Source organism: Nocardia sp. NPDC060249 (assembly GCF_042728755.1).
In the GTDB taxonomy this organism is placed as follows: Bacteria; Actinomycetota; Actinomycetes; order Mycobacteriales; family Mycobacteriaceae; genus Nocardia.
On record NZ_JBHXAQ010000008.1, the window covers coordinates 58684 to 84640 of the forward strand.

19 protein-coding genes and 1 tRNA gene are annotated in these 25957 nt (G+C 67.8%); 12 read left to right on the plus strand and 8 right to left on the minus strand.

Going from position 1 to position 25957, the window contains the following annotated elements; genetic code table 11:
- Nucleotides 1-6: 6 nt before the first annotated feature.
- Nucleotides 7-528: a GtrA family protein gene (locus ACFWFP_RS25510; RefSeq protein ID WP_379299259.1), complete on the minus strand. Its 522-nt coding sequence runs from the start codon at nucleotides 526-528 to the stop codon at nucleotides 7-9.
- A gap of 159 nt (nucleotides 529-687) precedes the next feature.
- Between ACFWFP_RS25510 and ACFWFP_RS25515 the strand changes: the two genes are divergently transcribed.
- The 7 genes from ACFWFP_RS25515 (at nucleotide 688) to ACFWFP_RS25545 (ending at nucleotide 8007) form a co-directional block, all read left to right on the plus strand.
- Nucleotides 688-867, plus strand: a complete 180-nt coding sequence (locus tag ACFWFP_RS25515) for a hypothetical protein (RefSeq protein WP_358068566.1) — start codon at nucleotides 688-690, stop codon at nucleotides 865-867.
- Nucleotides 868-1027: 160 nt separating this feature from the next.
- The gene (locus ACFWFP_RS25520) at nucleotides 1028-1549 is read left to right on the plus strand and encodes an OsmC family protein (protein ID WP_379299031.1); all 522 of its coding nucleotides are present in this window, start codon (nucleotides 1028-1030) and stop codon (nucleotides 1547-1549) included.
- Between the two features lie 530 nt (nucleotides 1550-2079).
- A complete protein-coding gene (locus ACFWFP_RS25525; protein ID WP_379299033.1) occupies nucleotides 2080-2625 on the plus strand; it encodes a hypothetical protein in 546 nt (181 codons plus the stop codon).
- A gap of 64 nt (nucleotides 2626-2689) precedes the next feature.
- Nucleotides 2690-4072, plus strand: coding sequence for a hypothetical protein (locus tag ACFWFP_RS25530; protein WP_379299035.1), 1383 nt, complete (start codon nucleotides 2690-2692; stop codon nucleotides 4070-4072).
- A 107-nt stretch (nucleotides 4073-4179) separates the two neighbouring features.
- A complete protein-coding gene (locus ACFWFP_RS25535; RefSeq protein ID WP_379299037.1) occupies nucleotides 4180-5748 on the plus strand; it encodes an MFS transporter in 1569 nt (522 codons plus the stop codon).
- A gap of 138 nt (nucleotides 5749-5886) precedes the next feature.
- Nucleotides 5887-6738, plus strand: a complete 852-nt coding sequence (locus tag ACFWFP_RS25540; protein WP_379299039.1) for a sterol desaturase family protein — start codon at nucleotides 5887-5889, stop codon at nucleotides 6736-6738.
- Nucleotides 6739-6867: 129 nt separating this feature from the next.
- The gene (locus tag ACFWFP_RS25545; RefSeq protein WP_379299041.1) at nucleotides 6868-8007 is read left to right on the plus strand and encodes an NADAR family protein; all 1140 of its coding nucleotides are present in this window, start codon (nucleotides 6868-6870) and stop codon (nucleotides 8005-8007) included.
- Nucleotides 8008-8107: 100 nt separating this feature from the next.
- Here ACFWFP_RS25545 and ACFWFP_RS25550 read toward each other — a convergent pair whose 3' ends face one another.
- On the minus strand, nucleotides 8108-9541 hold the full coding sequence (locus ACFWFP_RS25550) for a DUF1254 domain-containing protein (protein WP_379299043.1): 1434 nt from the start codon (nucleotides 9539-9541) through the stop codon (nucleotides 8108-8110).
- A 247-nt stretch (nucleotides 9542-9788) separates the two neighbouring features.
- Nucleotides 9789-9870, minus strand: a tRNA-Leu gene (locus ACFWFP_RS25555).
- Between the two features lie 373 nt (nucleotides 9871-10243).
- Here ACFWFP_RS25555 and ACFWFP_RS25560 point away from each other — a divergent pair.
- Together ACFWFP_RS25560 and ACFWFP_RS25565 are read left to right on the plus strand one after the other, a co-directional pair.
- Entirely contained in the window at nucleotides 10244-19570 is a 9327-nt protein-coding gene (locus ACFWFP_RS25560) for a fatty acid synthase subunit beta domain-containing protein (protein ID WP_379299044.1), read from the plus strand.
- 11 nt (nucleotides 19571-19581) lie between these two features.
- Entirely contained in the window at nucleotides 19582-20010 is a 429-nt protein-coding gene (locus ACFWFP_RS25565) for a holo-ACP synthase (protein WP_379299046.1), read from the plus strand.
- 13 nt (nucleotides 20011-20023) lie between these two features.
- Here the strand turns inward: ACFWFP_RS25565 and ACFWFP_RS25570 are convergent, their stop codons facing one another.
- A complete protein-coding gene (locus ACFWFP_RS25570; RefSeq protein ID WP_379299261.1) occupies nucleotides 20024-20644 on the minus strand; it encodes a TetR family transcriptional regulator in 621 nt (206 codons plus the stop codon).
- A 319-nt stretch (nucleotides 20645-20963) separates the two neighbouring features.
- Between ACFWFP_RS25570 and ACFWFP_RS25575 the strand changes: the two genes are divergently transcribed.
- Entirely contained in the window at nucleotides 20964-22181 is a 1218-nt protein-coding gene (locus ACFWFP_RS25575; protein WP_379299048.1) for a hypothetical protein, read from the plus strand.
- 48 nt (nucleotides 22182-22229) lie between these two features.
- Here the strand turns inward: ACFWFP_RS25575 and ACFWFP_RS25580 are convergent, their stop codons facing one another.
- Together ACFWFP_RS25580 and ACFWFP_RS25585 are read right to left on the minus strand one after the other, a co-directional pair.
- Nucleotides 22230-22997: an ABC transporter permease gene (locus ACFWFP_RS25580; RefSeq protein WP_379299050.1), complete on the minus strand. Its 768-nt coding sequence runs from the start codon at nucleotides 22995-22997 to the stop codon at nucleotides 22230-22232.
- A complete protein-coding gene (locus ACFWFP_RS25585) occupies nucleotides 22994-23956 on the minus strand; it encodes an ATP-binding cassette domain-containing protein (RefSeq protein ID WP_379299051.1) in 963 nt (320 codons plus the stop codon). Before ACFWFP_RS25585 ends, ACFWFP_RS25580 begins: the two co-directional genes overlap by 4 nt.
- A gap of 110 nt (nucleotides 23957-24066) precedes the next feature.
- On the opposite strand from ACFWFP_RS25585, the gene ACFWFP_RS25590 reads away from it, so the two are divergent.
- Nucleotides 24067-24792, plus strand: a complete 726-nt coding sequence (locus ACFWFP_RS25590; protein WP_379299053.1) for a TetR/AcrR family transcriptional regulator — start codon at nucleotides 24067-24069, stop codon at nucleotides 24790-24792.
- Here ACFWFP_RS25590 and bcp read toward each other — a convergent pair.
- Nucleotides 24789-25262: a thioredoxin-dependent thiol peroxidase gene (gene bcp, locus ACFWFP_RS25595; protein ID WP_379299055.1), complete on the minus strand. Its 474-nt coding sequence runs from the start codon at nucleotides 25260-25262 to the stop codon at nucleotides 24789-24791. The two genes, ACFWFP_RS25590 and bcp, sit on opposite strands and share 4 nt — an antisense overlap.
- Nucleotides 25263-25296: 34 nt before the next feature.
- Here bcp and ACFWFP_RS25600 point away from each other — a divergent pair, with 34 nt between their 5' ends.
- The gene (locus ACFWFP_RS25600; RefSeq protein WP_379299057.1) at nucleotides 25297-25572 is read left to right on the plus strand and encodes a DUF3618 domain-containing protein; all 276 of its coding nucleotides are present in this window, start codon (nucleotides 25297-25299) and stop codon (nucleotides 25570-25572) included.
- A gap of 66 nt (nucleotides 25573-25638) precedes the next feature.
- Here the strand turns inward: ACFWFP_RS25600 and ACFWFP_RS25605 are convergent, their stop codons facing one another.
- On the minus strand, nucleotides 25639-25935 hold the full coding sequence (locus tag ACFWFP_RS25605) for an excalibur calcium-binding domain-containing protein (protein WP_266298247.1): 297 nt from the start codon (nucleotides 25933-25935) through the stop codon (nucleotides 25639-25641).
- Nucleotides 25936-25957: the final 22 nt, after the last annotated feature.

The window sequence follows — 25957 nt, forward strand, 5'->3', positions numbered from 1 at the left end:
AGCGATCTATACGAGATCTATACGGCGGTCGGTGCCGAAGACGACCTTGCGCAGGATCAAGAACCGCAACCCGCCCACCGCGGCCATGACGGCGATCACGGCGCCCGCCTGCGCGGCCTCGCCGAGATCCGGTGCCAGCCAGTCCAGCCCGGCCAGCGCCGCCGTGCTGATCCCGAGGCCGAGCAGCGCCAGTCCGCCGCCCTCCCACTGTGCGGTGAACCCGCCGACTCTGCTCCCCGCCCGGAAGGTGAGCTGGCGGTGCAGTTCGTTGGCGATCACGGTGCTCACCATCGATCCGGCGACATTGGCGACCAGGGGCCCGCTTCCGTGCATGGTCATGAACAACAGCACGTAGGCGATGTTGCTGACGCCGCCGACCAGGGCGAACCGGATCAGCTGAGCGAAGGTGTGGTCGCCGCGCAGGAATCGCAGCACGCGGACGGGATCGATGCGTGCCGCAGGGCCGACCCACAGTGGGTAGGTGCTGGTGGGCAGCATTTCCGGGTGGGTGATCTGCGAGACGGTCATGTTCGTTCCGATCGAGCGTGCGGACTCGGCGGTGGTGCCGGGCAACGCTTGTGACTATACGTAGATGTATACGTATAAACAAGTGTCGCGGCAGGACGGCATCCGTGATCGGCGAGATCGGTATTGGCACCCGCGGCGCACTCGGCGGACACTGGAGGGATGGTTGACAGGGAGCAACGCACACCCTTCTACGGGGTGGTGCTGATTCTCGCAGCGTTGGGCGCGTCGATGGCGGTCAGTTACTACGGGCCGACCTGGTTTCGCGTCACCGTCTACATCCTCACGGCGGTGGTAGTCCTGGTCGGCGGTGTCATGACCTTCCGCGACTACTCGCACTGACGCAGCGAACTCGCGCGTCGCGCCCTGGCCTGTCAGGGGGCGCGATGGGTTGTGCTGGTGGTGCTGGATTCACCGTGCGGCAAACCCTGTTGAGGGTGCGGCTGCGGCGAGGACCCTGTGGTGGTCCGAGTATTCCGTTCGCTGCCGCAAGGAGATTCTCATGACCGTCGAAGCCAGCACCCGACTCAACGACGTGGATATCGACGCCGTAGGTGGTCTAGTGGCGGCTGTTCGAGCCGATCCGGCCAAGGGACAGACCACCTGGGCGGCGCATGTCGGGTGGAAGGGCGGCTTCGCCTCGGAGGCGCGCGTTCGCACGTTCGCCGCGATCCCGTCGGACGAACCGTCCGCCCTCGGCGGCGCCGACACCGCCCCCAACCCCGTCGAACAACTCCTCGCGGCACTCGGCAACTGCCTCGCGGTCGGCTACGCGGCCAACGCCACGATCGCCGGCATCCGAATCGACAACTTGCGCATCGACGTGAAGGGCGACCTCGACCTGCACGTATTCCTCGGGCTCGCCCAGGGACACGCGGGTTTCGAATCGATCACCGCGACAGTGTCGATCGATTCGGACGCCTCCCGGGAGCAACTCGAGGACCTACACACAAAGGTCCTGTCCAGCTCACCGGTAGGGCACACATTGCGCACCCCCGTGCCCGTCGACATCACCCTCGCCTAGGCGAGCGGCCCGGACATGAATGGCATAGGCGGCGATTCGCTCTCCACCACGAGAGGCTCTGCCGTTGAATTGCATTGAATCGCCAAGAAAGTTCGGCTGTAAACAGAACAGTCCCCGGTAGTCTCCATCGAATCCATGAGCTCAGTCGTCGCTGACAACTCCGGTGTTCGATTGGCTTGCCGGGGGCTTAGCCAGATCCTGAAATGACGTTACTGCTGTCGGCAAACGTCTTTGTCGGCAGTGCAACTCATTCCGGTGTTCCGGTATGTGTCCAGTCTTCTCCGGATCTGCCCGATGTCAATACCTTCGCGCTATCGAATATCGCCTGATTTCGAGCGCCGTCACGACGGCGCGCATTGTCGCGCATTGTGCGGACGGTCGTTTCGGAGGACAGTGGATATGTCCGGTGGCGCCCACCGGGGCGCCGCCCTTCCTGGAGTAGGAGGTGGCCCGTGTACGCACGTTCCAGCACATTCGCTGCCCAGCGGTCGTCGATCGACCGCGGTATCGCATACCTCCACAATGCGGTGATGCCGAACATGCCCGAAATCGACGGGTGGGTCGGCATGTCACTGATGGTGGACAGGGCGACAGGCCGATGCATCGCCACGACCGCGTGGGAATCCGAGGACGCCCTGCACGACAGCAGGATGCACGTCCGATCGCTGCGTGACGGTCTGGCCGAAGCGCTCAACGGCCAGGTCGAGAACATCGAGGAATGGGAAGTCGCGGTCATGCACCGCGATCACCTGGCCGGCGCGAGTGCCTGCACCCGATGCACCTGGATCACAGTCGAGCCGACCGCGGTCGACCTGGCAATCCATACGTTCAAGTCCACCTTGCTGCCGGAATTGGAGAAGATCGAAGGATTCCGCAGCGCCAGCCTGTTCGTCGACCGGGAAACCGGCCGAGGGGTGGGATCCACAGTCTGGGCGAGCCGAGAGGAATTGGACAACAGCCGACCGCTGGTGGATCGCATGCGAACCGAAGCGACCCGCACCATGGGAGCCGAAGTCCTCGAGGTAGCGGAGTTCAGACTCGGCTTCGCCCACCTGCGCGTTCCCGAGTTGGTCTGAGCGACGAGACAACCGGCCGTGGAGCGGCGACTCCCGGCCGGTCTCCAGGCCGTTTCGAAGGAGCATGGTGAGTGCCTCAATCGGAGCCGATGAACCCTTCGACGCGGCTGATCGGGCGGAACTGCAGCGCTTACGACAGGAGCTGGCGGAACTCCGCGGCGCGCCATCGCCGACCGCCGATCCGGTCGACGGCACACGTTCCTCCGGTCACCGGAAGCTGCGCTGGACGGGCGCGGCGGTCCTGCTCGTGTTGGTCGCCGTCCTGTCCTTTTCCGCGGTCCTCGCCCGCTACACCCACAACGAGGTCCTCGACACCGACCGCTATGTCCGGACAATGACATCGCTGGGATCGAACCCGGTCCTGCAGCGCGAACTCACCGATCAGATCACCGAGGAGATCGTCACACGCCTCGACGTCGAGGCCGTCACCGCCGACGCGCTGCGGTCGATCGCCGACGACGCTCCTCGCGTGCCGCCCGCCGTGGTCGGGTTGTCGCCGGTGATCGCCGATCAGGCCGAGTCGTTCGTGCACCGGACGGTGGAATCGTTCGTTGCCTCCGACGAGTTCGAGACGCTGTGGATCCAGGCCAACGAGCGGGCGCATCAGGCGCTGGTCGCGGTGCTGACCGGGCAGACCCGGCCCGCGGTCGATGTCAGCGACCAGGGGGTGGTCAGCATCTCGCTGGCCCCGATCATCGACCGGGTCCGCGCGGCGCTGATCGATCGGGGCTTCGCGTTCGCGGACAAGGTCCCCACGGTCGACAAGTCGTTCGTGCTGTTCGAATCGCCCGAACTCGTCAAGGCGCAGCGGGTGACCTCGGCGTTGGACAAGGCCTCCGCGGTGCTGCCCTGGTTGACCCTGCTGGCCGCCGTGGGTGCTGCCTTGGTGGCGCCGAACGGTGCACGCCGGCGCGCTGTTTCGCTGGTCGGAGTCAGCATCGCGATCGCGATGGCGCTGCTGGCCGTGGCGATCGCGCTCGGCCGGTCGTGGTATCTGGGGGCGGTCCCGGCGGATGTGCTCTCCGCGCAGGCGGCCGAGGTGCTGATCGACACCGTGCTGGTTCCGCTGCGCACCATGGTGCGGGCGGTGTTCGTGCTGGCCATGGTGATCGCGGTCGTCGGGTACCTCACCGGATCGTCGGGATCCGCGGCCGCGGTCCGCGGCGCGGGAGCGAAGGCGCTCGACGCGCTGCGCGGGCCCGAGGACGGGCGGGCACCGTCTGCGATCGCGTCCGCGGTCGCACGGTTGCGCATCCCGCTGCGGGTGGTCGTCATCGTGATCGCGGTGACGACCCTGGTGTTCTGGCCGTACCCGTCGGGCGTGGTCGTGGTGGTGACCGTGCTCGTCGCGGTGGCGGCCCTGCTGGCGGTGGAACTGGTGGCTCGCCCTGCGCTGACCGAACGCGACTCACCGGTCACCGAGGCGGTGCCGACACAGGACGGGTGAGTGCTGATCGTCGCCGGTCCGACGATCACGGTGAATTCCATGTTGGAATGGGTTCCGGTCAGAGGAACAGCGGGAGCACGTCACGACTGCCGGGATGGTGAGCTTCGATGAGCAACGATTCGGCTGGGCAGACGGGCGGCACACAACGCCTGCTGGCGGCGTTACTGGCGATGGCGATGTTCGTGCTCGTCGTCGATACCTCGCTGATGAACGTGTCGATCTCGGCGGTGGTGCGCGATCTCGACACGACCGTCAGTGGGGTCCAAGCGGCGATCGCGTTGGAGGCGCTGGTCTCGGCCGCCTTCATCCTGATCGGCGGCAAAGCAGGCGATCTGATCGGACGCAAGCGGGCATACGCGCTGGGGCTGATCGGCTACGCGATCGGGGCGTCGGCGATGGCGTTCGCGCAGAGCCTGATCGCGATCGTCGTCTTCTGGGCGGTGCTCGGCGGGATCGGCGCGTCGCTGCTGTTGCCCGCCATGCAATCGCTGATCCACGGCAATTTCGACGGCGCGGCGCAGAAGAAGGTCTATGCCCTGGTGGGCGCGGCGGCCGCGATCGCGGCCGCGGTCGGCCCCCTGCTCGGAGGATTCATCACCACCTACCTGTCGTGGCGGGTCGGGTTCGTGTTGGAGGTCGTCGTGATCGCGATCGTGCTGTCCGGGATGGGCATTGTGCGCGATGTGTCCTATACCGGCCCACGCAGCGTCGACCTGGTCGGGGCGGTGTTGTCGGTACTCGGTATGGGCGGAATCGTGCTGGGCATCCTGGTGTGGCAGGAGGGCGGCGAATCGGTCGGCGCAGTCCTGGCTGTCGGCGCCGTCGCGCTGGCCGGCCTCGCCTATTGGCTCGTCCGGCGCAAGCGGGCGGGAAAGCCGACCTTGCTCGACCCGGACCTGTTCCGTTCCAAGGCCTTCCGGCTGGGCATCTCGGGACAGATGCTGCAGCAGATCGCCCTCGGCGGCACGATGATCGCCCTGCCGATCTACCTGCAGATGGTGCTCGAGTACAACGCGATGCAAGCGGGCCTGTCCATCGCACCCCTGTCGCTGAGCATGTTCGCCGTTGCGGTGCTCACCGGCAGATACGCGGGCGATCGGCCCGCGAGCACCATCATCCGGTGGGGATTCGTGCTCCTCACGATCGGGACGGTGGTACTCATTCCGATCGTGCCCCGTGCGGAATTCGGCTGGGGGCTCATCATTCCCCTCATCATCGCGGGCTCGGGGCTGGGTCTGCTGGTGTCTCAGCTCAACAACTACACACTGGCCCCGATCGAGGAGGAGCGGATCAGCGAAGCCGCCGGTGTCAATTCGGCGGCCGGGTCGTTCGGGTTGTCTTTCGGGCTGGCGTTCGCCGGCGCGATCATGCTGGCGACCTTGTCGATCACGTTCACGCGCATGGCGGAATCGAGCACGGTGCTCCCGCAGGCAGAGCAACAGCAGGTGGCGCAGGTGCTGGAGGACGACGCCGAGGTCATGAGCAACACCCAGCTCGGTCAACTGCTCGTCGACCAACCTCCACAGATCCGTGACGAGATCGTTCGCATCAACACCGACGCCAGGCCCTTCGCGCTGCAAGTGGCCCTGCTGGTTCCGCTCCTGGCCGGGCTCGTCGGGTTGTTCAACTCGTTCCGGATGCGGCGAATCCCGGAAGCCGCGCCGAAATCGTCCTGATGTCGCGATATCGGCGGGCATTCGGCCCGGTCGGGGCCAAGGTGGCGATCAGCCACACCTGGGGTCCCTGGTATGCGGCGCCGCTCCGGACGATGGTTGACCTATGAGTCGCAGGAAATCGACCACCGAGGTGTGGGCATGGATGTCTCGACCGTTCTGATCTGGCTGGCGATCCCGGTCTTCGTTGTCGCCGTTGTGGCGGAGATCGTCTACCTCGAGCGTCACGGCAAGCCGTACGACTACCGTGACTCAGCGACCTCCATCGCCGCCGGTTTGGGGTACCAACTCCTCAACATTCCCTGGGCGCTGGCCGAACTCGCGATCTTCGCGTCTATTTCCTCGCTGGTGCCGTGGCACCTCGACGGCTGGGTCGCGTGGGCCGTCGCACTTGTCGGGGTCGATTTCGCCTATTACTGGTTCCATCGCGCGCACCACGAAATCCGGGTGTTCTGGTCGGTGCACGTCGTGCACCACTCGAGCGAGAACTTCAACCTCACCACGGCACTGCGCACGCCATGGCTGGTTGTCACGTCCCTGCCGTTCCTCGCCCCACTGGCACTGTCGGGAATCGATGGCAAGATCATCGCCGCGGCCTACGCGATCAACCTGCTGTACCAGTTCGGCATCCACACCGAGGCCATCGACAAACTTTGGGCGCCTGTCGAATTCGTGTTCAACACACCGAGCCACCACCGCGTGCACCACGGCTCCAACACCGAATACCTCGACCGCAACTACGGCGGCGTGCTCATCATCTGGGACCGCGTCTTCGGCTCCTTCGAGCCGGAGGGCGAGCCGGCGATCTACGGCCTCACCAAGAACGTCAACACCTACAACATCGCGAAGATCAACGCCCGCGAGATAGTCGCGATCTGGCACGACGTCAACAACGCGGCGAAATTCTCGGACAAGCTCGGATTCCTGTTCCGAGGTCCCGGCTGGCGGCCACGGCTGGTCGACCATCGCTACCTTCAAAACTATTGCCACTGAACGGCTCAGCGGAGGATATCGGCCACGTGTGGCAAGTGGAACAGGCACCGCCCTCCAACCCAGCCATACGACGTGGGGGGACATCTCGGGCGGGCCGAGGGCTGTGTCGGAGGGGCTATCCTGAGTTGCGTGAGTCGGGGTAATCGCACATATCGGGTCGTCGATGGACAGCGGATCGAGGGCACTTGGCGCCCGATCTTCATTCGCAACGGGGGCAGCTATTTCCTCACCGACCTGAAGATTTTCGCGGACGGCGCGATCGACTGCTGGGGCACGGTCGATCTCGACGGTCTACGCGCCAAACTGGCGAGTGGCTGGATCGCGACCACGATCGAGCCGAACGCTCGTGGGTCGGCGCACGACCTGGCCGACTGGCAGTTTCTCGACCCGCAGGTCTCGATCAACCCGGACGACTTCGTCGTTCAGGTCGCGGACGCGATCGACCGGCTCAATAATCGACCCGATTCGACCGGTCGTTGCCGGCAACTCATCGCCGACTATGTGAGCAGCCGTGACGAGTCCGACCGCCGCGCGTTGGCCGAGGCGTACCTGCAGATCCCGGCATCCGACCGGCGCTACGCGCTCGGTGACATGGACTACAAGGACTGGCCCCTGCGCGTGATCTGCACCGCCGTCGATGAGCCGATGGTGGGCGATGATGGCCTGGTCGACGGTGAGGTCGTCACCGAGAAGATGCGGGATGAGGCGTTCGACTATTTCATCGACCGACAGCATTCCGAAGACAAGTGGGCGAATCGGCGCGCTGCGGACGAGCCAGAACACGGGCGATCCGGCCCGATCACCTCGAGCCAGGTCGTCTATCCGCGAGGATGGCCCGAAGACGCCGGGGTTCTGGTGTTGCGCAACGAGTTTCCCGCGCCGATCACCTACGGCGACGAGGTGTATCCCACGCTCGTGCACGCCTATTGGGCGCTGTCCACGCAAGAACCGGAAATCGCCGAACAGATCCGGCAGGCCGAGCGCCCGTACGACGCCGAACAGGTTGCCGCGACGGGCACGCGACATCCGCAGTGGTCGGTGACGCGGTCCGCCGTCATGGCCGCACTACTGCGCGCAAAATTCGCTCAATACCCTGAGTTCGCTGAACAGCTCATCGCCACCGGTGACAGCCCCATCTACTACCAGCAGTTCAGGTCCCTGTACTGGGGGAGTGACGGCGAGGCCGGTACCAATTGGGTCGGCCGGCTCCTGGAACTGGTCCGAGCGGAGATAGCTTGCGCGCGCAGCGGATTGCTGTTGGCGCTGTAGCAAACCGGGGTTCGGGTAGTTCGCACGGACTACGAAGACATCTCCGGCAGCAGTTGGCTGCCGACGGAGCGGTTGACGCGCGGGGTCCAGCGGGCCTGGGTCAGCTGATCGGGGACAGGTTGCCCGGTGTCCAGACCTGGTCGTAGAAATCCTTGCCCGGGCCGTAGAGCCGGACGATGACGAAGAATCCCTTGCCGGGCACGGTGCGTAGCCAGTTGCGCTCGTCGGCGTCGGCGGGCTTGTCGGGACCGAAGTAGATGGTGTGGGACCCGTCCTGGTCGGTGGCGGGCTTGTCCATCGCGTTGATCGAGGGGAAGCGCTGGCCGTTGTCGAGGCCGGAAGCGGTGACCGGGTCGTAGACCGCGACCGACCAGAACAGTTTCGCGGGAACGTCAGCGGGCAGGTGCAGGGTGTAGGAGCGGGCGCCATCGAGCCGGTCACCGTTGGTGTCGCGCATCGTCACCGGGTACTTGGCGCCCTTGTCGACGAGGTCGACCACCATGGCGGGGGAGTCGGAATAGGCCGAGGTGAAGTAGCCCGCGCGCTGTTCGAGGTTGGTGAAGGTGCCGCTGGCCTGGAATTCGGTGTTCTGCCCCGCGAACACGTTCAGCCAGGGCCGTTCCGGGAAGTAGGTGCCGCCGGGCTCCAGCGGAAGCAGGTCGGTGATGGTGACCTTGCTGATCTTGAACGCGGTCCGGGCCGCCTTGTCGAGCAGTTCACGGTCCTGCGCCGATGGCGCGAACTTCGCGCCCTTCTCGATGCCGATGGTGTGCAGAAACCCGCGCATGTCCAGGTCGTGGGGGTCAACCGCTTCGGCCTGAACGAACCGGTCGAGCATGTCGAAGTAGGCGCCGTCGCGGGGGAACAGCATGTCCAGCTCGACCCCGGAGGCGTGCGGGAACCGCATCGCCGTGGCCCCGGTGCTGTCGCCGAGGGGATAGATGCGAGTGGCCTCGATCCGGTTGACGGTCTCGGTGAGATCGGCGGGATCGGCGAAAAACGAACGCCAGAACAGAAAGACGTTGTTGGTGCGGGAGTGGTAGACGAATCCGTCGGTGGGTTCGGGGCCGTCGAATCCCGGCGGCAGCAGGACGTAGGTCCCGCCCTTGCCTTCGTCCGGCCCGACCATGCCGACATCGCCTTTGTGCTGATGTCCGTCGATGACCGGTCCCAGAATGGGGCGCTGCCAGAAATCGTCGAGGATGCCCTGCACCCCGGCCGGTGCCTCCACGACCAGCGGCCCGAACTGGGCGAGGTCCAGATAGCCCATCGCGTACACGACATCGAAGTTCGGTGTGGTGACCAGCGTCTTGGCATCGATACGGTCCTGCCACACCGGCAGCACGTTGTACCCGGCACCGAAGCGGCGCTCCGAAGCCTCCTTCATCGCCCAGATGTTCACCGCGGGCAACGCCCACAGGTAGGCCTGGACAGCACGCTGGAACCGCAACTCCTCGGTCAGCAGCCGCACGGTTTCCTCGGTGGCGAACCCGCCCTCGAAGTCGGACTCGGCCAGATCGTCGTATCGCGTCATGCAATCTCCCTCACCCGCGGCTATCGCCCAGCTCCACGTCCGGGCCGTCACCTCCCACCGAATCGTGCCGACAGGGAGGGCACATCACCCGGACCGGATGAATCATCGGCTGCGCCCGCCGAATCACGCGGCCCGCTACCAGAGGGGCAATCCATCGTCGATGGCACCGCACGGTCGGTGACACGACCCGCGTCACGACCACAGCGAACGCTGGAGCCTCGAACGTGGCACGTATGCCACAAATCTGTGCGCGAGAGGGGACTTGAACCCCTACGTCCGTGGACACCAGAACCTAAATCTGGCGCGTCTGCCAATTTCGCCACTCGCGCTTGGATGTGTACGACCGTCCAAACTCTACCGGGCGAATCGGGCTTCGCGAAGCGTTGGGGCGGCGTGGCGTACTCGTGGGTAACACGACCTGGGGTTATAACGATTCGATAAACCTCAATGTGAGGGGCACTCATGTTTGATAACTCGGGTAACAGGCCGGACCTGCGGGTTCAAACATGAGGCTGTGTCATGTTTCTGAACATTCTGGTACGGACGTACGAAAATACTGGGGAGTAGCTCGCTAATGGGCTGGAAACGTGAGGCTTTCCTCATGATTTTGTGCGATTGTGGCTCTCAACAGGCCCGAGGGGCTGCCGGAAACGTGTGCGTGCCGTCGGTGGGCGACACGCCAGGAGAAGGAAGTCGAGCGTCTTGACGATCAACGAGAGCACCGAAATCGGCAGGGGAGCGACCGCGAGCGCCAATGGTCGCGGCCAGGCCAGGGGTGTCCGCGCGGCGCTGCTGGAGCAGCTGCGCAGCGGGGCGGGATACGCGTTGGCGTTCGGCGGACAGGGTGCGCAGTGGCTGCGCGAGCTCGAGGAGATCGGGCGCGACAGTGCGCTCGAGCCCGAGCTGACCGCGCTGGTCCATGAGGCGGCCGCACTGATCGAGCCGGTTGCGACGCAGTTGCTGGTGGTACGCCCCGGCGGTTTCGACCCGATGGGCTGGGTGCTCGAGAGCGAGCTCGACGAGCCGGAGGAGCCGTCCTCGGCGCCCTCGGACTCGGTGCTGCGCTCGGTGGCTGTCTCCATGCCCGGTGTCCTGCTGGCCCAGCTCGCCGCGACCAGGGCGTTGCGGTTGCAGGGTCTGGACCCGGCCGAGCACGCGCCCGTCGCGATCGTCGGCCATTCGCAGGGGCTGTTCGCCGCCGCCGCGGTCGAGGCGGGCGGCACGCGCGACGCGGAGCTGCTGGCCATCGCCCAGCTCGTCGGCGCCGCTGCCGGGCTCGTCGCGCGCCGGCGTGGACTGATGCCGGTGGGCGAGCGCTCGCCGATGGTCGCGGTGTCGAACGTGGACCCGGAACAGCTGCGGGCGATCGTCACCGAGGTGGCGCAAGGAGTCGACCCCGCGATCGCCGCGGTGGTGTCGATCCGCAACGGGCGCAGGCGCGTCGTGCTCTCGGGTGCGCCCGCGCAGATCGATCGGGTGCGCACGCGCTGCGCACAGCTGCACGACGAGCAGACCCGTGAGCGTGAGAGCAAGGCTCGCGGCGGCGCGGTCTTCGCGCCCGTGTTCGAGGACATCTCCGTCGACGTCGCCTTCCACCACCCGGCGCTCGCCGAGACCGTCGAACTGGTCGCGGGCTGGGCCCGCCAGTGCGAGATCGACGCCGACCTCGCCGCCGCCCTGACCCAGCAGGTGCTCGTCGACCCGATCGACTGGGTCGCCACCGTCGACGCCGTGGTCGACGCGGGCGCACAGTGGATCCTCGATCTCGGCCCCGGCGACCTGCTCTCGCGGGTGACCGGCGGCTCGCTCAAGGGCAGCGGTGTCGGCGTGATCGCCGCCGCCACCCGCGCCGGTCAGCGCAGCCTGCTCACCCCGGGCGCCGCACCGGCGGCGTCGACGCCGTGGTCGGCGTTCGCGCCGAAGCCGGTGCGTCTGCCCAACGGCCGCATCGTCGTCGAGACGGCGTTCACCAAGCTCACCGGTCGCTCGCCGATCCTGCTGGCCGGCATGACCCCGACCACCGTCGACGCGAAAATCGTCGCGGCCGCGGCCAACGCGGGTCACTGGGCCGAGCTGGCCGGTGGCGGGCAGGTCACCGAGCAGATCTTCGCCGACCGGGTCACCGAGCTGCGTCAGCTGTTGCAGCCGGGTCGCGCGGTGCAGTTCAACTCGCTGTTCCTCGATCCCTACCTGTGGAAGCTGCAGCTCGGCGGGAAGCGCCTGGTGCAGAAGGCGCGGGCGGCGGGGGCGCCGATCGATGGCGTGATCGTCACCGCCGGTATCCCCGAACTCGACGAGGCCGTCGCGCTGATCGGTGAGCTGTCCGAGGCCGGCATCAGTCACGTCGCGTTCAAGCCGGGCACCGTCGCCCAGATCAAGGCTGTCCTGCGCATCGCCGACGCCGTCCCGGACTACCCGGTGATCATGCACATCGAAGGCGGCAAAGCCGGCGGGCACCACTCCTGGGAAGACCTCGACGACCTGCTGCTGGCGACCTATGCCCAGCTGCGCAGCCAGTCCAACGTGGTGATCTGCGTCGGCGGCGGCATCGGCACCCCCGAACGCGCCACCGACTACCTCACCGGCACCTGGTCCACCGGCCACGGCTACCCGCTGATGCCCCTCGACGGTGTGCTCGTCGGCACCGCGGCCATGGCGACCCTGGAAGCCACCACCGCCCCCGCGGTGAAGCAACTGCTGGTCGACACCCCCGGCACCCCCGAGTGGGTCGGTGCGGGCACCGCCAGCGGCGGAATGGCCTCCGGGCGCAGCCAATTGGGCGCCGACATCCACGAGATCGACAACGCCGCATCGCGTACCGGCCGCCTGCTCGACGAGGTCGCGGGCGATGCCGAGGCCGTAGCGAGCCGTCGCGCCGAGATCATCGCCGCGCTCGACGCCACCGCCAAGCCCTACTTCGGCGACGTCGCCACCATGACCTACCAGCAGTGGCTGGAACGCTATGTCTCGCTGGCTGTTTCGAGCGAGGTGCCGATCTCGTTCGACTGCGGCAGCGATATCGGTGACGCGATCCGCGACGCCACCCGTTCGGACTGGCTCGACATCAGCTGGCGCGACCGGTTCGCGGAGATGATGCGCCGCACCGAATCCCGGCTCAACCCGGCCGACAGCGGCGAGATCGAAACCCTGTTCGCCGACGACGACGCCTTCGAACACCCGGTGCGGGCGCTGTGCGCGCTGAAGGATCAGTACCCGACCGTCGCCGACACCGTGCTGCACCCGGCCGATGTGCCGTTCTTCGTCTCCCTGTGCAAGACGCCGGGCAAGCCGGTGAACTTCGTGCCCGTCGTGGACGCCGATGTGCGCCGCTGGTGGCGTTCGGACTCGCTGTGGCAGGCCCATGATCCGCGCTACTCGGCCGATCAGGTGTGCGTCATCCCCGGCACCGTCGCCGTCGCGGGTATCACGCGGGTGGACGAGCCGGTCGGCGAGCTGCTCGACCGCTTCGAACAGGACACCGCGTACAGCCTGGTCAGGGCCGGTGTCGTCCCGGAGCCGGTGGACGCGCGTCGTGTCGCCGGTGTGGTGACGGGAGCGATCGACACCGTGCTCGCCGCCCCCGACGTGCAGTGGGCAGGTCGCACCACCGTCAACCCGGTGCACCGCCTGGGTGACATCTCGGAGTGGACCGTGGAGCAGGGGAGCGCGGTGCACCAGAGCACCGGCGCCACCCTGACCGAAACCACCGGTCCCGAAAGCGAATTCAGCTACGTGGAGCTGACGGTGCCGCTGGCCCGCGACTCCGTGCGGATCCGCATCACCGTGCCCACGAGCGTGTATTCCGGTGGCGCGCCGGTGATCACCGACGCCGACGCCGAAACCGCGATGTCGGCCCTGCTCGGCGTCGCCGCCGGGAAATCGCTGCCCGAGGTGAAAGCCGGTGTGGCACACCTCAACCTGGCATGGATGCCGGATCTGATCGCCGACCATGCAGGCGTCACCGGCTCGGGCCTGCCCGACACCCTCAGCACTCTCGGTCGCACTGCCCCCGATGTGCTCGTCGGCGCCTGCTGGCCCGCGGTGTTCGCGGTGCTCGGCGCGGCGCGTACCCCGGTCGGTGGCTCGGTCATCGAGGGCATGCTCGACCTGGTCCACCTGGACCACCAGATCGACCTGCTCGACGAACTGCCCTCGGAGACGAGCATTCTCGTCGTCCGCGCCGAAGGCGGCGCGGTGGTCGACACCGACATGGGCCGCGTGGTCGAGGTCGTGGTGCACGTCGGCCTGATCCTGGACCAGGGACTCGACGCCACCCCGCTGGCCCGCCTCGTCGAACGCTTCGCCATCCGTGGCCGCAACGGCGCGGGTGAGCTCACCGATCCGCCGCGCGCGGCCGGTGCGGTGTCCGGCACCGCCACCGACACCCCGCGCCGCCGTCGCCGCGACGTGCAGATGGCCGCCCCGCGCGCCATGCACGCCTTCGCCGCGGTCTCCGGCGACCACAACCCGATCCACACCTCCGACGCCGCCGCCAAGCTGGCCGGCCTCGGCAGCCCGATCGTGCACGGCATGTGGCTCTCGGCCGCCGCCCAGCACGCGGTGGTCGCCGTGGATCCCGAAAGCTCCGTTCCCGCACGCACTCTCACGGCATGGACCACCCGGTTCCTCGGCATGGTGCGCCCCGGCGCGACCGTGGACGTGCGGGTGGAGCGGATCGCGGTGGACGCGGGCGCCGAGATCGTCGAGGTCTCCTGCCGCGTCGACGGTGACCTGGTCATGACCGCGACCGGGCGCACCGCCGCCCCGAAGACCGTGTACGCCTTCCCGGGCCAGGGCATCCAGCGCAAGGGGATGGGCCTGGACGCGCTGACCCGCTCGAAGGCGGCCAAGCGAGTGTGGGAGCGTGCCGACGCGCACACCCGTGACGCCCTCGGTTTCTCGATCCTGGCGGTGGTGCGCGACAACCCGACCTACCTCAAGGCGCGCGGTGTCGAACACCGGCACCCGGACGGCGTGCTGCACCTGACCCAGTTCACCCAGGTCGCCATGGCCACCCTCGGGGTCGCCCAGGTCGCCGAGCTGCGGGAAGCGGGCGCGTTCGTCGAAGGCGCGATGCTGGCCGGCCACTCGGTCGGCGAGTACAACGCCCTCGCCGCCGTCGCCGGTGTGCTGCCCCTGGAAGCCGTGCTCGAGGTGGTGTTCCAGCGTGGCTCGGCCATGCACGAGCTGGTGCCGCGTGACGCGCAGGGCCGCAGCGACTACCGGATGGCCGCCATCCGCCCGTCGCAGATCGGGCTGCCCGACGCCGAGGTGATCGACTTCGTCAACGGCATCGGCGCGCAGACCGGTGAATTCCTCGAGGTGGTGAACCTGAACCTGCGCGGCTCCCAGTACGCCATCGCGGGCACGGTGGCCGGGCTCGAAGCGCTCGAAACCGAAATCGACCGTCGCCGTGCCGAATTCGGAGGCAAGCGGGCCTTCATCCTGGTGCCCGGCATCGACGTGCCGTTCCACTCCTCGGTGCTGCGCGACGGTGTGCCGGAGTTCCGGCACAAGCTCGAGCAGTTGCTGCCCGCCGAGGTGCACCCGGAGGTCCTGGTCGGACGCTACATTCCGAACCTGGTGCCCCGCCCGTTCTCCCTGGATCGCGCGTTCCTCACCGAGATCGCCGAGCTGGTGCCCTCGGAGCCGCTCGTGGCTGTGCTGGCCGACTTCGACAGCTGGGCCACGCGCGATGCCGAGCTGTGCCGCGTGGTGCTGATCGAGCTGCTGGCCTGGCAGTTCGCCAGCCCGGTGCGCTGGATCGAGACCCAGGATCTGCTGTTCACCGACACCGCGCACGGCGGTCTCGGCGTCGAGCGCTTTGTCGAGATCGGCCTCGGTGCCACCCCGACGGTGGCGAACCTGGCCTCGCAGACGCTGAAGCTGCCCGCGTTCGGCGGGGCGACCGTGGAGGTCGTCAACGTCGAACGTGACGCGGCGGTCGTCTACTCCACCGACACCGATCCGGCCCCGGTCGACGACATCGACGACACCCCGGCCGAAGCCGCCGCTCCGGTGGCGACCGCGGCGGCCCCCGTCGCCGCCGCTCCGGTGGCGACCGGCGGCCCCCGCCCCGACGACATCACCTTCAGCGCCGCCGACGCCACCCGCGTGCTCATCGCGCTGTGGACCAAGCTGCGGATGGACCAGATCGGCCCGGTCGACACCATCGAGGGTCTCTGCGACGGTGTCTCCTCGCGCCGCAACCAGCTGCTCGTCGACCTCGGCGCCGAGCTGTCCCTCGGTGCCATCGACGGCGCCGCGGACGCCGACATGGGCGCACTGGCCGCCACTGTCGAACGTCTGGCCCGCACCTACAAGCCCTTCGGCACCGTGCTCACCGACGCCATCGGCGACCACCTGCGCAAGGTCTTCGGCCCCTCGGGCAAGCGCCCTGCCGCCATCGGTGACCGGGTCAAGAAGGTCTGGGAACTCGGCGACGGCTGGGCCAGCCACGTCACCGCGGAGGTCTCGCTCGGTACCCGCGAAGGTGCCAGCGTGCGCGGCGGTGACCTCGGCGGTCTCGCCGGTGGTGCGCTCAGCGATGCGGCATCGGTGGACGCGGCGATCGACGCGGCCGTGCAGGCCGTGGCCGCGCGACGCGGTGTCGCGGTCTCGATGCCCTCCTCCGGTGGTGCGGCAGGCGGCACCGTCGACGCGGCGGCGCTCGGCGAGTTCACCGAGCAGATCACCGGCCGCGACGGCGTGCTCGCCACCGCGGCGCGGGTGGTGCTCGAACAGCTCGGCCTCAGCGAGAAGATCAGCGCCCCCGAGGCGACTCCCGACACGCTCGCGGACCTCGTCTCGGCCGAATTGGGTTCGGACTGGCCGCGTCTGGTCGCACCCGCGTTCGACGCCCGCAAGGCCGTTCTCATCGACGACCGGTGGGCCACCGCCCGCGAGGACCTCGCGAAGATGTGGCTCGGCGACGACGCGACCACCGCCGAGCAGTCGATCGACGGTTTCGCCGGCGCCGGTGAAGCTGTTGCCGCCCAGGCGAACTGGTGGCGGCAGCGGGCCATGCACGAGGCCCGTTCGGTGCTGGCCGGGGTGTACGCGCAGATCGCGAAGACCGCACTCGACACCACCGAGCCCGGTCTGTGGTCCGACGACCTCGCCGTGATCACCGGCGCCAGCAAGGGTTCGATCGCGGCAGCGGTCACCGGCAAGCTCCTGTCCGGCGGCGCGACCGTGGTGGTCACCACGTCGGGCCTCAACGACGAGCGGCTGCGGTTCTACCGCTCGCTCTACCGCGACAACGCCCGCCACGGCGCGGCGCTGTGGGTTGTCCCCGCCAACATGGCCTCCTACCAGGACCTCGACGCGCTGATCGACTGGGTCGGCAACGAACAGGTCGACAACGCGGGCGGCGCCAAGGTCAAGGTCAAGGACGCGATGACCCCGACGATGCTGCTGCCGTTCGCGGCGCCGCGCGTCGCCGGCGACCTCGCCGACGCGGGCGCTCGCGCCGAAATGGAAATGCGGGTGCTGCTGTGGTCGGTGGAACGGCTGATCGGCGGCCTGTCCGCCCTCGGCGCCGACCATGACGTCGACGCGAAACTGCATGTGGTGCTGCCGGGTTCGCCCAATCGCGGCCTCTTCGGCGGCGACGGCGCCTACGGCGAATCCAAGGCCGCCCTCGACGCGGTGGTCTTGAAGTGGAAGGCCGAGAAGTCCTGGGCCGAACGCGTCACCCTGGTGCACGCGCTGATCGGCTGGGTGCGCGGCACCGGGCTCATGGGTCACAACGACCCCATGGTCGAGGCCGTCGAAAAGGCGGGCGTGCACACCTGGTCGACCGACGAGATGGCCGACGAACTGCTCAAGTGGTGCACCTCGCGCGCTCGTCAGGTGACCATCACCGGCCCGCAGCAGATCGACCTCACCGGTGGTCTGGCGCGCGCCAAGCTCGACCTGCCCGCGCTCGCCAAGCAGGCGCAGGAGGCCGCGGTCGAGAAGATCGAAGAAGCCGCCACCGCCGTGACCATCGCCGCACTGCCCGCACCGCCCACTCTGAGTTCGGCACTGCCGGTGCCGGAGTGGGCCCCCGTCACCGCGGACCTGAGCGAGATGGTCGTCATCGTCGGTGCCGGTGAACTCGGCCCGTACGGCTCCTCGCGCACCCGCTTCGAGATGGAGGTCGAAGACCAGCTCTCGGCCGCCGGCGTGCTCGAGCTGGCCTGGACCACCGGTCTGATCCGCTGGGAGAACGAACCCAAGCCCGGCTGGTACGACACCGAATCCGGCGACTTCGTGCCGGAATCCGAGGTCGCGCAGCGCTATCACGACACCGTGGTCGAGCGCTGCGGTGTGCGCCGCTACGAAGACGACGGCGCCATGCTCGACAACGCGGCCCCGCTGCTCACCTCGGTGTTCCTCGATCAGGACCTGTCGTTCACCGTGGCGGGCGAGGCGGAGGCACGTGCCTTCCACACCGCCGATCCCGAGCACACCGTGATCGCGCCGGTCGCCGATTCGAGCGACTGGACCGTGACTCGTCAGGCGGGCACCGAGATCCGGGTGCCGCGCAAGGCGAAGCTGTCCCGCGTGGTCGGCGGCCAGATCCCGACCGGTTGGGACCCCACCATCTGGGGTGTCTCGGCCGACATGGCCGCCTCGATCGACCGGGTCGCGCTGTGGAACATCGTCTGCACCGTCGACGCGTTCGTCGGCGCGGGCTTCAGCCCCGATGAGCTGATGAGCTGGGTGCACCCGAGCCTGGTGGCCAATACCCAGGGCACCGGCATGGGCGGCATGTCCTCGATGCGCTCGCTCTACGTCGACAACCTGCTCGGCGAACCGCGCCCGAACGACATCCTGCAGGAAGCGCTGCCCAACGTCGCCCTGGCGCACGTGGTGCAGTCCTACGTGGGCAGCTACGGCGCCATGGTGCATCCGGTCGCGGCGTGCGCCACGGCGGCGGTCTCGGTCGAGGAAGGCGTCGACAAGATCCGGCTCGGCAAGGCCGAGGTCGTGGTCGCCGGTGGCTTCGACGACCTGGGTATCGAGGGCATCGTCGGCTTCGGTGACATGTCGGCCACCGCCGACTCGGCGAGCATGCGCGCCAAGGGCATCAGCGACCGCTACTTCTCCCGCGCCAACGATCGCCGCCGCGGCGGGTTCGTCGAATCGCAGGGTGGCGGCACCGTGCTGCTGGCCCGCGGTGACGTGGCCGTGGAGATGGGTCTGCCGGTGCTCGGCGTCGTCGCCTTCGCCCAGTCCTTCGCCGATGGCGTGCACACCTCCATCCCCGCGCCGGGTCTCGGCGCGCTGGGTGCCGGGCGCGGCGGCAGTGAGTCGCGACTGGCGGCCGAACTGCGCAAGCTCGGTGTGACCCCCGACGACATCGCGGTGATCTCCAAGCACGACACCTCCACCGCGGCCAACGACCCCAACGAGTCGGAGCTGCACGAGCGGCTCGCGGGCGCGCTCGGTCGCACCGACGGCGCACCGCTGTTCGTGGTCTCGCAGAAGAGCCTCACCGGTCACGCCAAGGGCGGTGCGGCGGCGTTCCAGCTCATCGGCCTGTGCCAGGTGCTGGAAAACGGTGTGGTGCCGCCGAACCGGAGCCTGGACTGCGTCGACGAGAAGATGGCGGGCTACCCGCACCTGGTGTGGGCGCGCGAGCCGCTGCGCTTCGGCGAGAAGTTCGCGCTGAAGGCGGGTCTGGTGACCTCGCTCGGCTTCGGTCACGTGTCCGGTCTGCTCGCGGTGGTGCATCCGCAGGCGTTCCTGGCCGCGATCGAACCGGCCGCGCGGGCCGAATACCAGGAGCGGGCGCAGACGCGTCAGCTCGCGGGCAGGCAGCGGTTCGCCGAGGCCATGTGCGGCGGGTCGGCACTGTACGACAAGCCCGCCGATCGCCGGCTCGGCGCCGACGGCACGCCGGCCAAGCAGATCCGTCAGCTCGAGGCCGACATGCTGCTCTCGCCGCAGGCACGCCTGGACAGCGACGGCGTCTACAACGCGAGCGGATGGGGTTGTGGCACCGGGCAAATCGCCCCGCAGCCGACCGAAGCGTCGTAGGCTGCCGATTCGTGACCATTCTCGGTATCGGTTTGGACTTGGTGACCATCTCCGAGTTCGCCGAACAGCTGCAACGGCCCGGGTCGACCATGCTCAGGGAGACGTTCACCGCTGGTGAACGACGCTACTGCCAGAGCAAGCAAACCGACCCGGACCGCAGCTTCGCCGCACGCTGGGCCGCGAAGGAGGCGGTGCTCAAAGCCTGGGCATCGTCTCGCTTCGCCCGCAGCCCACAGATCGGCGACAACCCATATCCGCTCATCGAAGTCGTCAACGACGCGTGGGGCAGGCCGAGCATCAAACTCCACGGCCTCGCCGCGGAATTCCTGCCCCGGGTGCGGGTGCACCTGTCCCTGACCCACGACGGCGACACCGCCGCGGCGATGGTCGTGCTGGAGGACCCGGGCGAACTGGCCGATTTGATCGAAGGCCGAAACTAGAACTCGCGAACCGTCACTTCTCTTCGGCGGTTCGCGATTCTTTTTCCGCGACCAGCAGATACGCCACCATGAGTCGCTTGAGTTCGGCGACGGCATCGGTATTCGACTGATTTTCCTGCACGGAGAAATTCAGCATCGAATACACGACGTGCACCAGCACCTCGGCCATCATCGTGCGCCGGGCGCGCGGCGTGCGCGGTGTCAGCGGTCGCAGCATCTGCGAGACGACGGCGGCGAATTCCTTTTCGTGCAGCGCGCCCGTCGCCCGGGTGGAAGGGGTCGACTGCATCGCCAGCCACACTTCGCGCCGCGACGGGTCGGTGGTCCACAGGTTCGCCATGTGGTCGACGAACTGGTTCATGTGCCGCAACCAGTCCAGCGAGGGCACTTCACCGTGGAAGTCGGCCAGCTCGCGGGAAACCGCAACCAGGTCTTGCCGATTGAGCTCGCAGACGATCACGTACTTGTTGGCGAAGAATTGATACAGGGTGCCGATCGGCACCTCGGCGCGCTGCGCGACCTCTTCACAGGTGAACGACTCGAAACCCACCTCGACCAGCAACTCGCGCGAGGACGCCAGCAGGGCGTCGAATTTGCGCTTGCTGCGCTCCTGCGTCGGCCGCTTGCGCGGCATCAACTCCTGGGGGTCGTCCTGCAATTCCAGCGCAGGGTCCGGACGGCTCTGCGGTGACCGGGCCTGCGCGTGTACTTCCACCCATCCAGGCTAGCGGTATACACAGATCCGCGACACGCCTCTACCGACAGCGTGTCAACAACTGGCAGAAATCCTGACCCATCCATGCCCTGACCGGTGACGAATCATCAGATAAGTGTGCGTCTATCCGCACGCTTATTCGCGGCTAGCCAGCTCACGCCGCACCAGACCTACCGCGAGGTGACGGACCCTGTGTGGTCCCGTCCCGCACCGTTTCGCACAGGGGAAGGCAAGACTTGTGGCAGCAGGATCTGTGGTAACCCTCGGCGTCAGCACCGAACGGGGAGCCGTGCACGCGGTGGCGTTCGCCGAATCGGGCGTCACCCTCACGGATCGGATGCTGCTGCGGCGCACCGTCCGTGCCAACGGCGACGGTAAGTCCGAAGTGGCGGCAGCGGTACACACCGCCCTCGACGCGATCAAGGCCGAGCTCGATGACGAGCACGAGATCGCCGGGGTGGCAGTGAGTTACCGCGACGCCGTCGAACGGCGCGCGATCGTGACCCGTTTGGCGGAGACCCCATGGCGCACGGCCTCGCTGGTTTCGGCGAAATCGTCGCATCTGTTCGTCGCGGGTGCGATGACCTGGCTCGACGAGTTCGACAATCTGCTCGTCTACGAGGCGGTGCCCGGGTATCAGGCGATGACACTGATCGACCAGGGTCGTCACCGCGTGCTGGCCGCCTACTCGCAGACCGGCGCGCCCACACCCGACGCATTGCGCGCCGGGGTGTCGGCGGCGTGGGATCAGTTCGAGGCGGCGTCGGTGCAGCCGGGCGCGGTGGTGCTGGTCGGTTCGTCGTCGGACGCGCCCGCGGTGCGCGACGCGGTCGCCGGATTCGGGGTGCCGGTGCTGCCGTGCCGGTTGGCGCCGTTCGCGCCCGCCGCCGGTGCCGCGCTGGTCGCGCTCGGCGACACCGTCGTGGTGCCGATCTCGACCGGGTCGCGGTCCAAGCGGGGGACGGTACTGGTCGCCGCGGCGAGTGTGCTCGCGGGTGGGCTCGTCGCGGGTGGTTCGTACGCGGTGATCAACAGCGGCCCGCCCGCGGTCGACAACACCGCCGTGTCGTCGGAGCCCGGCGCCGCGTCGGCGCCGGTCGTTCCGCAAGCCCCCCAGACACACGAAGCCGCCTCGGTGGAGTCCGGTTCGAGCGGCGGTGTGGGTTCCGGTAGCGGGTTGCAGGTGAGCCCGGTGGAAGAGTCGCCCACGTCGCCGTACGAAACGGTGTCGCCGAATCCGCAGCTGGTGAACCCGGGCGAGTTCCCGCTCGACTACCCGACCCAGCTGTACGGGGACGCGCCAGAGGAAGACCCGCTCCCGCTCGAACCCGCTGTGCCCGTGGTTCCGCAGATCCCCGCCGCCGCACCGACCCTGCCCGGCACCGGCATCCCGCTCGGGATGCAGCCCGCGCAGGCGCCGATGCCGCAGGGCCCGCACACGGCGTCCGCTGACTGATCGTCGCCACCACGAAGGGGCAGCGCACGCGCTGCCCCTTCGTGGTGCTCAGACGCTGGTCTGGCGCCGGAACAGCGCCCCCGCCGCGATGTACCCGACGAGCCCGATGCCCGCACACCACAGCACCGCGAGTATCCAGCTGTTCCCGATCGGCGTGCCCATCAGCAACCCGCGCAGCGTCTCGATCACCGGGGTCACCGGCTGATTCTCGGCGTACCAGTGCAGCCACGTCGGCATCGACGAGGTCGGTACGAACGCCGAACTCACATAGGGCAGGAACATGAACACGAAGGTGAAGCCGTTGGCCGCCTCCGGGTTCGGGGCGAGCAGGCCCAACGCGGCGGCCAACCATGACAGTGCGAACACGAACATCGCCAGCACCCCGAAGACGCCCAGCCAGCGCAGCGGATCGGTGGTCGGGCGGAAACCGAGCACCACCGCCACCCCGATCACGATCGCCGAGGTGATCAGATTGCGGATCACGCTCTCGGCGACGTGCCCGGTGAGCACCGCCGACCGGGCGATGGCCATGGTGCGGAACCGGTCGATGATGCCCTCGGCCACGTCGGTGGACAGCGCGAGCGCGGTGGTGGACGCCCCGAAACTCGCACACAGCAGAATGATTCCGGGTACCACGTAGTCGATGTAGGCGCCGGGACCCACGTCCATGGCGCCACCGAACACGAAGACGAACATCAGCAGGATCATCACCGGCAGCACCACCGTCATGATCATGGTGTCGGGGCTGCGCAGGGTATGGCGGATGTTGCGGTCCAGCATCGTGGCCGAATCCTGCAGTGTGCGTGTGGCGTTCATGCGGCGACCTCGGTTCGGCCGGGCTGACCGGTCAACGCGAAGAACACGTCGTCGAGGTCGGGAGTGTGGACGGTCAGCTGCTCGATCGCGATATCGAGCTCGGCGAAACGGTCGAGTAGCCGCTTGATCTCGATGGCGCTGCCGTCCGAGGGCACCTGCAGGGTCAGCTGTTCGGGGTCGGGGTGGGCGCCGGCCGCGGTGTCGAGTGCGTGTGTCGCGGCGGTCAGCAGTGCCCGGTCGCCGAAGCGGAATCGGATGTGGCCGCCGGGCACGAGGCGTTTGAGTTCCGCCGGGGTGCCGTCGGCGACGATGCGGCCGTGGTCGAGTACGGCGATCCGGTCGGCGAGCTGATCGGCCTCTTCCAGGTACTGCGTGGTGAGCAGGATGGTTGTCCCTTCGGCCGCCAATTCCCGGATGGCGGACCACAGATCGCGTCGGCTGCGTGGGTCGAGGCCGGTCGTCGGCTCGTCGAGGAAGACCATCCGCGGCTCACCCATCAGGCTCATCGCGAGGTCGAGCCTGCGCCGCATGCCGCCCGAGTAGGAGGCGACGGGCTTGTCGGCGGCGTCGACCAGGTCGAAGCGCTCCAGCAGTGCGTCGCCACGGCGTCGGGTCTCGTCCCTGCCGAGGTGCAGCAGCCTGCCGGTGAGGCGCAGGTTCTCGGCGCCGGTGAGTACTCCGTCGACGGCGGCGTACTGACCGGTGACGCCGATCAGGCGCCGGATCGTATCGGGGGCCTGTGCCAGATCGTGGTCGAAGAGCCTGATGTCGCCGCGATCGGGCCTGCTGAGCGTGGCCAGGATGCGGACCAGCGTGGTCTTGCCCGCACCGTTGGGTCCGAGCAGGGCGAAGACGGTGCCCGCGGTGATGTCGAGGTCGAGCTCGTCCAGGACGACGTGGGCACCGTAGGTCTTGTGCAATCGACGGATCGAGAGGGCGGGCGGTGGCGCGGATGTCATGAGTTCTCTCCGATCGAGAAACTGTTTATGTAATAAACACAGTTTATAGGCTAAACAGTTCTTGAGCGCAAGAGTGCGCGGGTTAGAGTCGAGGCGAGCAGAGGAGGCAGATGGCGACGTCCGGAGACATGGCGCTACCGAAAGCGGTCGAGCTGATGTGGGGGCGCGAGCAACCCGGCGGCAGGGGACCCAAACGCGGTCTCACCCTGGATCAGATTCTCGACGCCGCGACCGAAGTGGCCGACGCGGAAGGATTCGCCGCGCTGTCGATGAATCGGGTCGCCAAGCAGCTCGGCTTCACCGCCATGTCGCTGTATCGCTACGTCGACAGCAAGAACACGCTGGTCGACCTGCTGATGGATCGCGTTGTCGGCCCCCCGCCCGAGATCGCCGCCGGGACGCCGTGGCGGGTGGGTCTCGAGCGGTGGGCGGTGGCCGAGTTCGAACGGCTCGGTCGTCATCTGTGGTGGTTGGACATCCCGCTGAGCCGCCCACCGATGGGTCCGAACAACATGGCCTGGCTCGAAACCGCGCTGCAGGTGCTCGCCGAGGCAGCCGTGCCGGAGCCGGTCAAGCTCCAGCTGGTGATGAACGTGTCGATGTTCGTGGTCGGCAAACGGCGGTTCCTGCGGGACCTGCAGGAGGAAGAGGGCGGCGACTTCGCCTCGGTGATGGCCAGGGTGCTCGACCCGCAGCGCTTCCCCTCGGTGTCGGCCGCCCTCTCCAACGCCGCGTTCGACGACGACGATATCGACTGGGAAAGAGCCGATTTCGAGTTCGGGCTCGCCCGGCTACTCGACGGTTACGAGGTCTTCATCGCCACCTTCGGCGACTAGACCGACAGATCCCGGCGCAACTTCGCGACGTGCCCGGTGGCGCGGACGTTGTACTGGGCGACCTCGATCTTGCCCTGCTCGTCGACCACGAACGTCGAGCGGATCACGCCCGTCACGGTCTTGCCGTACATCATCTTCTCGCCGAAGGCGCCCCATTCTTTGAGCACCTCGCGCTCGGGGTCCGAGAGCAGCGGGAAGGTCAGGCCCTCGTTGTCGCGGAACTTGGCGAGCTTGGCGGGCTTGTCGGGCGAGATGCCGATCACCTCGAGGCCCGCACCGCCCAGCTCGGCCAGATTGTCGCGGAAGTCGCAGGCCTGCTTGGTGCAGCCGGGCGTGCTGGCGGCGGGGTAGAAGTAGACGATCACCTTGCGGCCGCGGTAGTCCGACAGCGACACGTCCTTGCCGTCGGCGTCGGGCAGCGTGAACTCGGGGGCGGTGTCTCCGGGGGAGAGGCGATGGTTGTCGGTCACCACCGCACGGTAACCGACCGGGTCCGCGCGGCGCATGGATAGACTCGGTGCCGAGCAGCAAGACATATACCTGGAGGTGACGGTGGCCAAGGACGACACCGACCGGATCGAACGCGAGATCGAGATCGCGCGCACCCGGTTGGCGACCACGCTCGACGAACTGGCGGTGCGCGCGGATCCGCAACGGATCGCGGACGACACCAAGACGATGGTGGTCGCCAAGTTGAACGAGCCGAAGGTCAAATACACGCTGATCGGAGCGGGCGCCCTCGTGGCCGGCCTGGTTCTGGTCAAGATCTTCCGCCGCTGAATCAGCCGGCCGGACAATAAAAAACACCCGATGTGCCAACGAGTCACATCGGGTGTTTTTCTGTCTCTACTGCGTGGGGCAGGCCAGGCCGTCGCCATCGGGATCGAGGTGCGGCGAGTAGCCCGCTTCGCCGCGGAACAGCGGTGCGCGGCCCGCGGCCATCGCGTCGTCGCAGCTGCGGAACGCGCCACCGGCGGAACCGGACTGGACCAGGTTGGCCGAGCCGGTCGCTCCGAGGATGGAGTCGAAGCTCGACGAACCGGTACCTGCCGAGCCCGCGAACGGGTTGGCGCTGGCGACGGGAGCGGCGATCAGGGCGAGCCCTACGGCGGCAAGGCTGACGGTGAGCCGACGAACGTTCATGAATTCCTCTATGTCTGCTGCG